This is a genomic window from Halonotius aquaticus, assembly GCF_003605575.1.
GTDB lineage: Archaea > Halobacteriota > Halobacteria > Halobacteriales > Haloferacaceae > Halonotius > Halonotius aquaticus.
Genome location: NZ_QKNY01000018.1, coordinates 563594 through 577852, shown reverse-complemented (window position 1 = coordinate 577852; position 14259 = coordinate 563594). Strand labels below are relative to the sequence as shown.

General features: G+C 64.5%; 14 protein-coding genes. 11 read left to right on the top strand and 3 right to left on the bottom strand.

What is annotated here, in order from left to right:
• Positions 1-55 precede the first annotated feature (55 nt).
• Entirely contained in the window at positions 56-2392 is a 2337-nt protein-coding gene (locus DM826_RS12525; protein WP_120103757.1) for a DEAD/DEAH box helicase, read from the top strand.
• A gap of 19 nt (positions 2393-2411) precedes the next feature.
• Here the strand turns inward: DM826_RS12525 and DM826_RS12520 are convergent, their stop codons facing one another.
• Positions 2412-3086, bottom strand: coding sequence for an HAD family hydrolase (locus tag DM826_RS12520; RefSeq protein ID WP_120103756.1), 675 nt, complete (start codon positions 3084-3086; stop codon positions 2412-2414).
• Between the two features lie 74 nt (positions 3087-3160).
• Here DM826_RS12520 and DM826_RS12515 point away from each other — a divergent pair, with 74 nt between their 5' ends.
• Positions 3161-3922, top strand: a complete 762-nt coding sequence (locus DM826_RS12515) for a topoisomerase DNA-binding C4 zinc finger domain-containing protein (protein WP_120103755.1) — start codon at positions 3161-3163, stop codon at positions 3920-3922.
• Between the two features lie 49 nt (positions 3923-3971).
• Here DM826_RS12515 and DM826_RS12510 read toward each other — a convergent pair whose 3' ends face one another.
• A complete protein-coding gene (locus DM826_RS12510) occupies positions 3972-4769 on the bottom strand; it encodes a helix-turn-helix transcriptional regulator (protein WP_120103754.1) in 798 nt (265 codons plus the stop codon).
• Between the two features lie 233 nt (positions 4770-5002).
• Here DM826_RS12510 and DM826_RS12505 point away from each other — a divergent pair, with 233 nt between their 5' ends.
• The 6 genes from DM826_RS12505 (at position 5003) to dhaM (ending at position 9832) form a co-directional block, all read left to right on the top strand.
• Entirely contained in the window at positions 5003-5989 is a 987-nt protein-coding gene (locus DM826_RS12505; RefSeq protein WP_120103753.1) for a DMT family transporter, read from the top strand.
• Between the two features lie 66 nt (positions 5990-6055).
• A complete protein-coding gene (gene hisI / locus DM826_RS12500) occupies positions 6056-6424 on the top strand; it encodes a phosphoribosyl-AMP cyclohydrolase (protein ID WP_120103752.1) in 369 nt (122 codons plus the stop codon).
• Between the two features lies 1 nt (position 6425).
• Positions 6426-7613 carry a DUF7118 family protein gene (locus DM826_RS12495; RefSeq protein WP_120103751.1) on the top strand — a complete coding sequence of 396 codons (1188 nt, stop codon included), beginning with the start codon at positions 6426-6428 and terminating at the stop codon, positions 7611-7613.
• A gap of 145 nt (positions 7614-7758) precedes the next feature.
• The gene (gene dhaK / locus DM826_RS12490) at positions 7759-8754 is read left to right on the top strand and encodes a dihydroxyacetone kinase subunit DhaK (RefSeq protein ID WP_120103819.1); all 996 of its coding nucleotides are present in this window, start codon (positions 7759-7761) and stop codon (positions 8752-8754) included.
• Positions 8751-9452, top strand: a complete 702-nt coding sequence (gene dhaL / locus DM826_RS12485; RefSeq protein ID WP_120103750.1) for a dihydroxyacetone kinase subunit DhaL — start codon at positions 8751-8753, stop codon at positions 9450-9452. The genes dhaK and dhaL overlap by 4 nt, the downstream gene beginning before the upstream one ends.
• On the top strand, positions 9452-9832 hold the full coding sequence (gene dhaM, locus DM826_RS12480) for a dihydroxyacetone kinase phosphoryl donor subunit DhaM (protein WP_120103749.1): 381 nt from the start codon (positions 9452-9454) through the stop codon (positions 9830-9832). Before dhaL ends, dhaM begins: the two co-directional genes overlap by 1 nt.
• Before the next feature lie 23 nt (positions 9833-9855).
• Here the strand turns inward: dhaM and DM826_RS12475 are convergent, their stop codons facing one another.
• On the bottom strand, positions 9856-10206 hold the full coding sequence (locus DM826_RS12475) for a hypothetical protein (RefSeq protein WP_120103748.1): 351 nt from the start codon (positions 10204-10206) through the stop codon (positions 9856-9858).
• Between the two features lie 341 nt (positions 10207-10547).
• Between DM826_RS12475 and thsB the strand changes: the two genes are divergently transcribed.
• From thsB to DM826_RS12460, 3 genes are all read left to right on the top strand, one after another.
• Positions 10548-12194 (top strand): thermosome subunit beta, encoded by a 1647-nt coding sequence (gene thsB / locus DM826_RS12470; protein ID WP_120103747.1) that lies wholly within the window; start codon positions 10548-10550, stop codon positions 12192-12194.
• 259 nt (positions 12195-12453) lie between these two features.
• Positions 12454-13056 carry a hypothetical protein gene (locus DM826_RS12465; protein ID WP_120103746.1) on the top strand — a complete coding sequence of 201 codons (603 nt, stop codon included), beginning with the start codon at positions 12454-12456 and terminating at the stop codon, positions 13054-13056.
• A gap of 177 nt (positions 13057-13233) precedes the next feature.
• Positions 13234-14259, top strand: a complete 1026-nt coding sequence (locus DM826_RS12460) for an ornithine cyclodeaminase family protein (RefSeq protein WP_120103745.1) — start codon at positions 13234-13236, stop codon at positions 14257-14259.

Here is a 14259-nt window from a genome sequence, read left to right as displayed (position 1 = left end):
TTTCATCGCCCAACCCCCGACACCATGCAATGAGGCACCCCGCCGGTGAGTCGCCGTGAAGGTCGCCGAGGCGATCCCGGAGTTCGCCGACGCCTTCGGCTTCGAGGAGTTCAACCGGATGCAACGGGAGGCCCTGCCGGTCATTCTCGAAACTGATGACAACGTCGTCGCCAGCGCGCCGACCGCCGCCGGCAAAACCGCCCTCGCGGAGTTGGCGATCTGTCGCTGCCTGCGCGATGGCGGAACCGCGCTGTTCATGGCTCCGATGCGCGCGCTGACCAACGAAAAAGAGGCCGAGTGGGATCGGTTTGAGGAACTCGGTTACTCCGTCTACGTCGTCACCGGCGAGCGGGATCTCAACCCCCGCCGCGCCGAACGCGCAGACATCCTCGTGATGACGCCGGAAAAAACGGATTCGGCAACGCGAAAACACGACTCGCCGCGCTACTCCTTTATCACCGACGTTGACTGCGTTGTCATCGACGAAGTCCACCTGCTGGATTCGGAGGGCCGCGGCGGCGTCCTCGAAGTGACGATTTCTCGACTTCGGCGGCTCTGTGACCCCCGGATCGTCGCGCTGTCGGCGACGATGCCGAACATCGAGGACGTGGCCGGCTGGCTCGACGCCCCACCCGAGGCGACCTTCGAGTTCGGCGAGGAGTATCGCCCGGTCGAACTCCACACCGATGTGCAGACCTACAGCCACGGTGACAACGCCTTCGCCGACAAATACCGCCGGCTCTACGCTGCCCTCGATAAGGTCGAGCCGCATCTCCGCGAAGACGGCCAGGCCATCGTCTTCGTTTCCTCCCGGCAGGACGCGGTGCGAGCGGCCGCCAAAGCCCGCGATGAGGTCGCCGACCGCGATATTCCGATGGGCGCTCGCGGCGACTACGACTTCCACAACGACGCGACAGAACTCAACAACGACAGCCTCCGGAAGGGGGCTCCCGACGGCGTCGCCTTCCACCACGCCGGGCTCGCCAAGGACGACCGCAACAAGATCGAAGAGTGGTTCAAAGATGGCAAGATCCAACTCCTGTTTTCGACCTCGACGCTGGCGTGGGGCGTCAACCTCCCGGCCCGCTGTGTCGTGATCCGTGATACCAAGTACCACGACCCGCTTGAGGGCGAGGTCGATATCAGCCCGCTCGATATCCTCCAGATGCTCGGTCGCGCCGGCCGGCCCGACTACGACGACGTGGGCTACGGCTGGGTGATCTGCGACCGCGACGATGCCGACAAATATCGGCGGTTGCTCCGGGAGGGCAAAGAGATCGAATCCCGACTCGCCGACGATCTCGACGCCCATCTCAACGCCGAGATCGCCCTTGGCACCATCCGTGATCTCGACGACGTGATGGACTGGCTCGAAACCACCTTCTACTACCAGCGCGCCAACGCCAACCCAGAGGCCTACGATCCCGAGGGGCTCCGCGAGCGCGTCCGCTCGACGCTGGAAACGCTCGTCGACCGTGGCTTTGTCGACACCGACAGCGATCTCGGCGTCGAGGGCACGCAACTCGGCCGCCTCGCGTCGAATTTCTATCTCCGCTTGCCGACGGCCGTCCGCTTTGCCGACCTCGTCGAGCGCGACCGCCTCTCGGTCGATGCCGTCCTCGACGCCGTCGCCCGCGCCGAGGAGTTCGACAGCGTCTCCGCCCGACAGGCCGAAACCGACGCCATCGACGAGGTACTCGGCGACACCGATACAGACCTCGAAAACGGCCACCGGAAAGTCCTCGCCATTCTGCAGGCAAGCATGGACGACCGAGTTCCTTCGGGGCTCCGCAGCGACGCGTGGGTTATCAAACAGAACGCCCTGCGCCTGCTCGCAGCACTGCATGCCTTCGCCGACCGGTTTGCCGGCCCGCGAGCCGCTAATCTCGTCCGCCGGATCGAAGCCCGCGTCGAACACGGCGTCTCACGGGAGGCGGTCGGTCTCACCGCCATCGACGGCGTCGGCGCGGCCCGGGCCGAAACCCTCGCTACTGGCGGGCTGACGACGCCCGGCGATCTCGTCGCCGCGGGCGTCGACGAACTCACGCGGGCTGGTCTCACGGCTGGCGTCGCTGAGCGCGTCGCCGACGCGGCCGCCGAGTTGCCACGGATCGCCGTTGAGTGGGGTGAGTTTCCGACTACCATCGCCCGCGGCGACAACGAAATGTGCGAAATTACGGTGCGAACGACCGCCGGGAGCGCGGCCGTCGGGGTTCGCGTGACGGTCAACGGCGTCGAAATGAATGAAAAGCGGTGTTATCTGAGCGACGAGACGGCGGTTCCGGTCGGCGTGTTCGGGGCCGACGAGGATCTGGAGTTTACCGTCGAGGTGACGTTCCCCGAGTTGCCGTTGCCGCCGGTGCGGGCGAGTCGGTCGGTGACGGTGGAGTAGTCACTCGGCCGCGTCTGGTCTATCCCGCGACTCCCGTCCGTCGTCGGATCTCGGTACGGAGCTCCTCGGAGCCGTTGACAACGACATCAGCCGCCGAGAGGTCGGTGTCATCGTTCGGCCCGCTCCGGTAGGCGATGACGACCATCCCGGCTCGCTTGCCAGCCTCGACGCCGTTTTTCGAGTCCTCAACGACGAGGCAGTCCCCCGAGTCGATACCGAGTACGTCGGCCGCGTGCTCGTAGACATCGGGTGCGGGCTTTCCTTCGCCGTCGATATCCTCCGCGCTGATCGTCGCGTCGACCGCGATGTCGAACCGCTCGGTGACGATCTCGTGCCACGCCGGCGGCGCGGAGGTGACGATGCTGACGATAACCTCGTTGGCAACGAGTTCATCGTGGAGGTCGTGAAAGCCATCCAGCAGCGAGACCCGCTCCCGATATATCTCGCGGGCCGTCTCATCGAAGATGTCGATGAACTCCTTCTTGCTGACCTTGGTCTCGTAATTCGCATCGAGATAGTCGTAGATTTCTTTGTAGTTCATCCCGGTCGTCTCGTCGAGATCGGGGTATGCGCCCGCGAGCGTCGCCGGAAAGATGTGTTCCGGTTGGGCGTCGTGCCAGTATCGCTCGGAGTCGACGATCACGCCGTCCATATCGAACAACACCGCTTGGCTCGTGGCGTCGGATTCGTCCATACCGGCCCCTCATCGCCTTCGCCTAAAGACTCTCGCCCGTAGCTTTAGGGCAGAAGCCGCGGCCACGCCGGCCCATGGCCGACCGTACCCGCATCCTCACCGGCGACTGCACCGTTGAGTTTGAAGGCACCCGCGACCGTACCCAACGCGGCCACGTCGTGATCCTGGTCAAGCCTGATCGCACTGTCCTTGTCCACGACGCCGACGGCTACCAGCCCGTCGCGTGGCTCACCCGCCCCGACGAGGTCACCGTCGAACACGACGGTGAGGGATTCAGCCTCACCGCCGCGGCCGACGGCCAACAGCTCTCGGTCAGCTCTCACGACGGCGGTGGCGTTGATTCCTACCCAGTCTCGGAGGCCGGCGTCCCCGTCGGTGACTGCCCGCTCTGCACCGGTCAACTCGTCCGCACGCGCGGGGAGGTTCGGTGTCTCGATTGCGCCGAACAGTACGGTTTGCCGTCGGGAGCGACCGTGCTTGATTCCGCCTGTCCGGACTGCGGGCTCCCGCAGATGCGCGTCGAACGCGGTGAAGCCTTCGATCTCTGTGTCGATTACGCCTGTGAGTCACTGTCGGCGGCCGTCCGCGAGCGGTTCGATGAGGCCTACGACTGTCCGGACTGTGGCGCGCCCCTCCGTGTTCGCAGCCCCGACGGTCGGCTCTTCTTCGGCTGTGATGACTACCCGGACTGTGAAACCTCGTTTTCGTTCCCGGCTGGCGTCGTCACCGATACCTGTGAGTGTGGGCTCCCGCGGTTTCGCACAGCCTCCGGCGAGCGGTGTCTTGACGGCACCTGTGAGCATGATCGGCCAGCCTCCGAGACGCCCTCTGTCTGATCGTCAGCGGCTGTTATCTCGGCTTTTGCCGTTGTTGTCGCCGTCGCCCTCAGTCGTCGATCGCAAGATCACTCTCAGCCAGCGGTCGCGCCGACTCCCAGTACCGACCGTGCCGATCCGTCGCCCACACCTCCACCTCCGGGTCGTCAGTGTCGACAGCCGCTTGCAGCCGTCCGTCGTCGTCCCGCAACAACAGGCTCACCGTGTCGCCGGCGACGGTCACCGCCAGCGGAATCGCGTCATCGATGACACGAATCCTCGCCCTATCGGCCGCCTGCAACTGCTGGAGTTGCCCGCGCAGCCCTGTCTCGTGGGCCACCGCATCGATCGCCGCCGCGGAGAACACGCCCTCGAACTGCCCGCCGTCGGCGACCCACTCGACGACCGCGGCCAGCGTCTGCTCATTAAACGCATGCGAGAAGATCCGCACCCGGTGTGCCGCCTCGATCAACTCGATCACCCGACTGATCGGCGCGCTCGGCCGGGTCTGGGTTGGGGTCGTAATCGTCGCCTCACCCAGTCGCCCCAGATCGAAACCGAGGCCGTCGGTCGGCAGCCACTCGCTCACCTCCCGGAGATGTAGTTCGGCAGCAAGGCTCTCGGAGAGTTCGGTTAGCCCTGCGGCGACGAGCCGCCCGGTCGCTGTCGCCGTGTAGCCGCCCTCGGTTGCTCGCACCCAGTTGCGCTCCTCGAAATCTCGAAGAATTCGCCCAAGTGTCGGTTGGGAGGCCCCGGTTTCTCGTGCCAACGCTTGCCGATCGTGTGGGGCCTCGGCCACCAGCGTCAACACGTCGCCGCGGTTGGCCGACCGCGCGAGAAACTCCATCTCTGCTAAGACCCGATCCATACCCTGTCTTCCGGCCGCGCCCGCAAGTCGGTTTCGGCCGTTTTTCACACCGTGAAATCACTTCGAGACGCAGTGTGTTTCCACGCCGAGACCACCCTTCACAGACGGGCTGATTGTCTCGCCGTGCAGCGATTTCTGGATTGGTTTATGCCCGTTCGGCCCCTTTCGTTGAGTATGATCGATACTGTCTTTCGCCCTGTCTCTCCCCGCGGGTTCGACGGATCGGAGGCCCGATGACTCTGCGCACCCACCGCTGGTCGGCCGCGTTTCTCGCGGTGAGCGTCCTGTTCGGCGGGACGTTCGTCGCAGCGAAAGCCGGCCTCACGGATATCCCGCCGCTGCTGCTTGTCGCCGTGCGGTTTGATCTGGCAGCCCTCGTGCTTGGTGGCTACGTTCTCCTCACCCACGACGTGGGCGATCTCATCCCGCGAACCCGCGGTGATATCGCTGGGATTCTCGCTGCCGGCATCTTCGCCATCGGCCTCGCCAACGGGCTGTTGTTCCTCGGCCAGGGGTCGGTCACCAGCGGCGTCGGCGCGATTCTCTTTGCGCTCGTCCCGATCTTCACCCCGCTGTTTGCGGGTGGCCTCCTCAGCGACGAACGTCTCTCAGCGACCGGTGCGGCCGGCACGCTCGTCGGCCTCGTCGGCGTCGGCATGGTTATCGAGCTCACGCCGGCAACGCTGCGGGCGACCCTTACCGGCGGCGCGGCGATCGTCCTTGCCGGCGCGGTGAGCCTCGCCCTCGGCACCGTGTTGATCCGCCGCTCCGCGCCGCGGCTGTCGAGTACGGTTCGCACCGCGTGGGCCCTCCCGATCAGCGCGGCGTTGCTCCACGCGCTCAGCCTGGCTGCCGGCGAGTCGGTCGCCGCGGCGACGTGGACGCCCTCGGCGCTCCTCTCGGTGGGCTACCTCGGTGTCTTTGCTGGTGCGCTCGCCTACATCCTGCACTTCAATCTGCTCGATGCCGTCGGCGCGACCCGGTCGAGTCTTGTCTTCTACGTCAGCCCGGTCGTCGCTACCCTCGGCGGCTGGCTCCTCCTTGGGGAGTCGCTGTCGGCGATGACCGTCGCCGGCTTCGGTGTGATCGTCGTCGGCTTCGGGATCATCGGTTCCCCGGAGTTGGCCCCGCTGGCCCGCCGGAGTCGCCACCGCCTCGCCGAGTGGGGCCGCGCCCACGGCTACGGTCGCGCTGAGGGTGTTCGCTACAGCGGCGAGTAGAGACGCACCGGCAGCCCACGAACCGACGGGAAAGGCCTATTCGCCTCGCCGCGCTGGGCCCTACCAATGACCGATCAGGTAGACGTTGATTTCGGCGACAACGGGCTTGTCCCGGCGGTCGCCCAAGACGCCGACTCGAAGGACGTACTCATGCTCGCGTACGTCTCCCCAAAAGCACTCGAAAAAACTGTCGAGACCGGTCGGGCCCACTACTACTCCCGCAGCCGCGAGGAACTCTGGGAGAAAGGCGCGACCAGCGGCAACACTCAGTCAGTCAAAGAGGTACGGGTTGACTGCGACGCTGACACCCTGCTGTATCTCGTTGAGCAGGAGGGCGGGGCCTGTCACACCGGCCATGAGAGCTGTTTCTACCGCACCATCGACGGCGAGACCGTCGGCACAAAGGTTTTCGATCCCGACGCGGTCTACGAGTAACATGGTTGATTCCGCCGCGGGGTCATCGCCCGACGTCGTCGACGACCTTCGCGCTGCTGCCGACCGCGTTGCGGCCGCTGAGGCCGCCATCGACGAGCACGGCGAGGCCAGCGTCGAAGCCGCCGCGGACGCCTACCGGAACGCGACACGCCTGCTCGACAGATATGAGGACAGCGCGACCGGCACCGGTGATTTCACCGCGTATCTCCAGTTCCAAACTGAGATCCTCGAACTCGTCGACGCCCTGCCCGACGATACTTTCGCCGCCGACGCCTTCCAGCGCGTCAGCGACCGGCTGGACAAACGCCGACTGAACGAGGCGGATTTCGAGTTCGCCCGCGAAGAGATCGATACTGCCGGTAAGGCTGTCGACATGTTGGAGGAACGCGAGGCCGCGATCGACGCCTATCGAGCGGCCCGTGGCGACGCCGACGAGCGGTTGGCCGAACTCCGTGAGGAAGCCGACCGTCTCCGCGATCTCCAACGACTCGCCGACGTTGATCTCGATGTCTCGACCGAGCCGCTGCGAGAGCGCGTCGATGCCTACAACACGGCGGTTCGCGCCGCATTCGAGCGATTCCGTGAAACCCGCCCGGCGCGTGAGCTATTCGATCTCCTCGGCGATGCAGCCGACCGCCCGCTGGTCGGCGTCGACCGCCCGCCGCGGGATTTGGTTGAGTACATCGACTCCACGCCCGCTGGAACCGAGCCGTTGGCCGAACTCGTCGAGTACGCCGACTACTCGCCGTCAAAACTGGAACACTACGTCGACGACCCCGGCGCGCTCCGCACCTCGGTTGCGGTACACCAGACCTATCTCGACCGCCTCGATGCTGCGGCCTTCTGTGTCACGTGGCCGCCTGCCGAGGCCGCGACGCTCCGGGCGCGCCTCGATGAGGTGGCCCCGTTTGTTCGCCGTCTTGAGTCGGCCTTCGCCGGCGACGCCGCCACTGACGATGCCGGCGATGCTGCTGACGCCACCGCTATCGAAGCCGCTCGCCGCCGCCTGGCCCGGTTTACGCGCCGCGACAACTACGAGCGGCTCCGCGAGGTCGCCGTCGCGGAAACTGAGTTGACTGACGACGAGTACGACCGCGTTGTGAGCGGGGCCGTCGACGACGATCTCGCCGCCGTCACCGACGCGATCAGCGAGATCGAAGCCGCCCTCGATGAGACGGCACTTGCGTAGCTAGCTGCTCGCGCGCTCGGTGCTCCCGCCCGACAGCGCCCCGCGCACCGATATGCGACGGAGTAATCACCGGTCGGTCTTTGTATTACCTGACATCCTGGCGCAATTAACCTTTAGTCTATCACAGACAATTGTGAACATGGTTATGAAGAAACTGATCAACGATTCGGACGATGTCGTCGATGAAATGCTCGATGGGATGACTGCGGCCTACCCCGACATGCGGCGGCTGCCTGACACGCAGGTGCTTGTTCGTGATGACGCGCCTGTCGACGGCAAAGTCGGCGTCGTTTCCGGCGGTGGCAGCGGCCACGAGCCGACCCACGGGGGCTATATCGGTGACGGCATGCTTGACGGCGCGGCCGCCGGCGACGTCTTCTCCTCGCCGACCGCCGACGAGTTCGAGGCCCTGCTCGATGCCACTGACAGCGGCGAAGGGGTACTCGCCGTCATCAAAAACTACGAGGGCGACGTGATGAACTTCGAGACCGCCATCGAGATGGTCGAGATGGAAGGCACCGATGTCGCCACCGTCGTCGTCAACGACGACGTCGCTGTCGAGGACTCGCTGTATACCTCGGGCCGCCGTGGGGTCTGTGGGACAATCCTCGTCCACAAGGCCGCCGGCGCGAAAGCCGCCGAAGGAGCCGACCTCGACGAAGTCCAGCGGGTCGCCCAGAAGGTTGTCGACAACGTCGGCACGATGGGAATGGCGCTCACGTCCTGTGTAACGCCGGAAAAAGGCGAAGCAACCTTCGACCTCCCCGACGACGAGATCGAACTCGGTATCGGCATCCACGGCGAGCCGGGCACCGAGCGCACCGACGTGATGTCGGCCGACGAGATCACCGAGGAACTCACCGAAAGCGTCCTCGACGACCTTGATCTCGACGAGGGCCAGGAGGTCGTCACCATCGTCAACGGGATGGGTGGGACGCCGCTGATGGAGTTGTTCGTCGTCAACCGAAAGCTCCAGGAGCTCATCGGCGACCACGGCCTCGAAACGTGGGACGCGTGGGTTGGCGACTACATGACCTCCCTGGACATGGAGGGGGCGTCGATCACGGTCTGTGCGGTCGATGAGGAACTCAAGGAGCTGCTCGACGCGCCGGCCGACACCCCGGGTCTGACAGTGCAATGAGCGGGGACGCTGCCGCCGTCGTCGCCGCCGTCGAAGCCGTTGCTGAGCGCATCCAAGCCGAACGCTCGCATTTGACCGACCTCGACTCCGCGATCGGCGACGCTGACCACGGCGGCAACATGGCCCGCGGCTGGGCCGAAGCCGCTGATGCCGTCGCTGATCTTGAAGATCCTGATGCCCAGACCGTCGTCAAAACCGCGGGCAAAACGGTACTCTCGGAGGTCGGCGGCGCGTCGGGGCCGCTGTACGGCGGCTCGCTCGTCTTTGCTAGCCAAGAACTAGAAGACGGGGTTACCCCGGAAACCGCCGTCGCCTTCGCGGAGACCTACCTCGAAAAGGTGCAAGACCGCGGCGACGCCAGCGTCGGCGACCAGACGATGGTCGACGCGCTGACGCCGGCCGTCCACACGTTCAAGAAATCCATCGAGACTGACGATCTCCCGCCGCTTGAGGCCCTCGCCAAGGCGGTCGCCGCCGCCGAGGCCGGTGTTCAGTTCACCGTGCCGATCCGGGCGAGCAAGGGTCGGGCGTCCTATCTCGGCTGGCGATCAGTCGGCCATCAAGATCCCGGCGCAACGAGTACGCTCTACATCATGGAGGAACTGCTCGAAACGGCGGCTGACCACCTCGACAGCGAGGTGCCGGATGTCGACGCGTCGTCGCCGACGATCCCGGATGCGGAGGCCGCGGGGGAGTGATGGTCGGACTCGTCGTTGTCTCCCACAGCGCGAAAGCCGCCGAGGGGATCGTCGAGGTCGCCGCCGAGATGGGTGGTGACACCGCCATCGAGGCCGCCGGTGGCGACGGTGACGGGGTGATCGGCACCAACGTCGACCGCATCAGCGACGCGCTTGCCGCCGCCGACGATGGGAATGGTGTTGTCGTCCTCGTCGATCTCGGCAGCGCGGTCATGAACGCCGAGGTCGCCATCGAGATGCACGACGGCGAGGCCGTCATCGCAGACGGCCCCGTGCTTGAAGGCGCGGTCAACGCCGCTGTCGCCGCGACCGATCCAAAGGCGACGCTGGAGTCGGTGGTCGAACAGGCTGAGGCCGCCGCCGATATCGACAAAACCTGAGCGCGGCCGCCGCTGTCGCTTTTTTAGACGCCGGGGATGCCGAACGCGCCGATCCCGAGACTGAAGAGGCTGTTTGTGATAAACAGGATGACCGACGCCGCGAGCCAGGCGATGAAGCCGATGGCTCCGGCGTTCATCCAGCCGCCGGGGTATCGCCAGTTGATGACGCCAATCCAGACGACGAGGGCGATGAGGGGGCCGATCAGCGGCACCCACGAGGTGAGCGCCCAGCCGACCGCGCCGAGAAACGCCGTCATGATCGCGTGACCGTAGTCGTCGACATCGACGATGACTCGGGCGCTGAGTGAGATCGCCACGCCGCCGATGAGGAGGGCGATGACAAATGAGACGAGGCCGCCGATAATCGGTACCATACGTGAGATGTATCCCTGCGTGCGTATGTACGTGCGCACTGGTGGACAGTGGTGTTTATCTGTCCAGTTGCGTGCTGGACGCGGGTGTCGAACGCTCTCGGTGTGTTCTGGACTGCCCGGTGGTGCGTATATAAACCGAGTCGAACTCGGGGTGTTTCCCACGGAAAGATGCGTGGTAACATGCGACATGAAACGATCGAACCCCGATGCTTGCTGTGTGTTTTTTCCATTCGGAAATCGTGGCTTCGTTCGTCGCTGTCGACCATGACCAACAGGGTTATATAGAATCACAAACAATCACGCAGTGAACTATGAGTCAGCGCATGCAGCAGGGTCAACCGATGATCATTCTCGGAGAGGACTCTCAGCGCGTCCAGGACAAGGACGCCCAGCAGTACAACATCTCGGCCGCTCGGGCGGTCGCCGATTCCGTCCGATCGACACTCGGACCGAAAGGGATGGACAAGATGCTCGTCAGCTCGACGGGCGATGTCACCGTCACCAACGACGGTGTCACCATCCTGACCGAGATGGATATCGACAATCCGACCGCCGAGATGATCGTCGAGGTCGCCGAAACCCAAGAGGACGAGGCCGGCGACGGGACGACCACCGCGGTCGCCATCGCGGGTGAGCTCTTGAAGAACGCCCAGGATCTGCTCGACCAGGAGATCCACCCGACGGCGATCATCAAAGGCTTCCACCTCGCCAGCGAGCAGGCCCGCGAGGAAGTCGACAACATCGCCGAACCCGTCGACCCCGACGACGAAGCCCTCCTCAAGAAGGTCGCCGAGACCTCGATGACCGGCAAGGGCGCGGAGCTCGAAAAGGACGTGCTGGCCGACCTCGTCGTCCGCGCCGTCCAGCAGATCACGGTCGCAGCCGACGACGGTTCCCACGTTGTCGACCTCCAGAACCTCAACATCGAAACCCAGACCGGCCGCTCGGCGGGCGACAGCGAACTCCTCGTTGGCGCGGTCATCGACAAAGACCCCGTCGTCGACGACATGCCAACCAGCTTCGAGAACGCTGACACGCTGCTGCTCAACGAGGCCATCGAGGTCGAAGAAACCGACGTTGACACGCAGGTCTCGATCGAATCCCCTGACCAGCTCCAGAACTTCCTCGACCAAGAGGAAGAACAGCTCAAAGCAAAGGTCGACAAAATCGTCGACTCCGGTGCTGACGTGGTCTTCTGTCAGAAGGGCATCGACGACCTCGCCCAACATTACCTCGCCAAGGAGGGCGTGCTTGCGATCCGACGTACCAAGAAGTCCGACATCAAATTCTTGAAGAACGTCCTCGGTGGCTCCGTTGTCTCCGATATCGACTCGCTGACGGCCGCTGATCTCGGCAACGGCTCGATCAGCCGCGACGAGGAAGACGAGCTGTTCTACGTCGAAGGCAGCGGCGACGAAGTACACGGCGTCACGCTCCTGCTGCGTGGCTCGACCGACCACGTCGTCGACGAGCTCGAACGCGGTATCAGCGACGCCATCGACGTTGTCTCGACGACCGTCTCCGACGGCCGCGTGCTCGCCGGTGGCGGCGCGCCCGAGGTCGAACTTGCTTCGCGGCTCCGCGATTACGCCGACAGTATCGAAGGCCGCGAACAGCTCGCCGTCGAGGCCTTCGCCGACTCGCTGGAACTCGTCCCCCGCGTGCTCGCCGAGAACGCCGGGCTGGACTCCATCGACTCGCTGGTCGATCTCCGAGCCGAACACGAAAGTGGCGACACCCACGCCGGCCTCGATGCCACAACCGGCGCGGTGACCGACACCTTCGACGCCGGCGTCGTCGAGCCAGCCCACGCCAAAGAGCAGGCCGTTGCGTCTGCTGCTGAGGCCGCGAATCTCGTCCTGAAGATCGACGACATCATCTCCGCCGGCGACCTCTCGACGGACAAAGAGGACGACCAGGGCGGCCCCGGCGGTGCTGGCGGTATGGGCGGCATGGGCGGTATGGGTGGCATGGGCGGCGCGATGTAAGCTCGGCCAACAGCCACGCAAAATACGTTCCGACCCACGCCGCGGCTGTCAACTACGTTCGATCACGCGCTCCACGCCCGGTTTCTTTTCGTTCGTCGGTGAGGATGTTCCAGTCTCTCTGCGCGACGACCACTCCCCGGCTGCTCGTTCAATCGCGTTTTCAGAGCCACTTCTGCCGCGTTAATCCGGTACAAATCGGCGCAATTCTGGGTGACGGTGTTCCTGGCTTATATCCTGTCCACCCGTTGTTTCACCCGCAATGACAATCTCAAAAACCCTCTTGGCAATGCTAGCGGTCGTCCTCGTTGCGGGCTCGGGTGCCGCCGCAGCGGGTGTCGCACAGACAGATACTGCCGCGTCGGCAGCATCAATCTCAGATCTGGAGATGGACGCGACGCTCGATGCTGATACAGTCACGGTAACGATGACCGACGCTGGCGACCCAGTCGAGAACGCCTCGCTCACCGTTGAGGGTGAGGAAGCGGTCACGCTCACCACCGACGTTGACGGCACGGCGACGGTCAACCGTTCGGCCCTTACCGACGGCGACGAATCACTCGACGAACTCGAAATCGAGTACGAAGCTGCCAACGCGGAGGGCGAACTGGAGTACGTCGTTCAGGATGGCTCGTTGACGCTCGTCGAGGAGACATACGAGTACGAAATCGCTGACGACGCTGACGACGAAGCCGCTGACGACGACCGTGAGGAAGCCGAGGAGCGCGAAGAAGCAGCGGATGACGACGCAGACGATGATGACGAGGATGCTGAAGATGAGGCCGATGAGGAGGAAGACGATGAGGAGGAAGACGATGAGGAAGAAGACGATGACGACGATGATGATGAGGACGATGACGAGTAAGCTGTCGACAGTGACGTAGACCGCCACCACGCACCGTCCTCGTTCTCCAGGCGGCGGCCACGTTTTTACCTACTCAGTTCTCGTCAGGACGGTGTCAGCCATAGCGACACGACCGCCGGGATCGCTGCCCGCTGATCCCAACCCAATCGTTACTATCTCGGGCTCGAAGCACTAGCTATGCATACTCTGCTGCTCGACAGCGACGATGTCGGGGCCAACGCGCCGATGGCCGCGGTGGTGCCGGCGATCGAAGCCGCCTTCGGGGCCTACGAACGCGGCGACGCCCAGATGCCGGCGAAATCCTACATCGACCTCCCGCAGTACAACGGCGATTTCCGGTCGATGCCGGCGTACCTCTCGGTCGACGGCGACGCGGTCGAAACCGCTGAGGGGGCCGCCGATTGGGACGCCGCGGGCGTCAAATGGGTCAACGTCCACACCGACAACGCCGACCGCGGGCTGCCGACCGTGCTGGGGACGATGATCTACTCCGACCCTGAAACCGCGTTCCCGTTGGCGATCATGGACGGCCGCGAGCTGACACGGCTGCGCACCGGCGCGGCTGCCGCCGTCGCCACCGACCATCTCGCAGTCGCGGACGCAACCTCGCTGGGCATCGTCGGCGCGGGTGTCCAATCCTACACCCAACTCGAAGCGATTGCGACGGTGCGCCCTATCGAGGAGGTCGTCGTCGCCGACCAAAATCCCGAGCGCGTCGCCGACTTTATCGACCATTTTGCGGATCGCTTCGACGTGCGCGGTGGCGAGATTACCGAGGCCGCCGCCTGTGACGTGCTGTCCACCGTTACACCGGTCGAATCACCAATCGTCGACCGCGACGACGTGGGTGACCACACCCACATCAACGCCATCGGGGCCGATGCCGCGGGAAAACACGAACTAAGCGACCGGATTCTGCTGGATGCAAAACTCGTTATCGACGATTACGAACAGACGACTCACTCCGGCGAGATCAACGTCCCCTACAGCGCGGGCACGCTCACCGACGACGACATCTACGGCGCGTTAGGTGAGATCGTTATCGGTGAAAAAGAGGGTCGCACCCCCACCGACGGCATCACCGTTTTCGACTCGACGGGATTGGCGATTCAAGATGTGGCCGCTGCTCACGTCGTCTACACTGAGGCCAACGAGGCCAACAACGGCACCGTCTTCGACCTGCTCGGCCTCGCCGACGCCTGA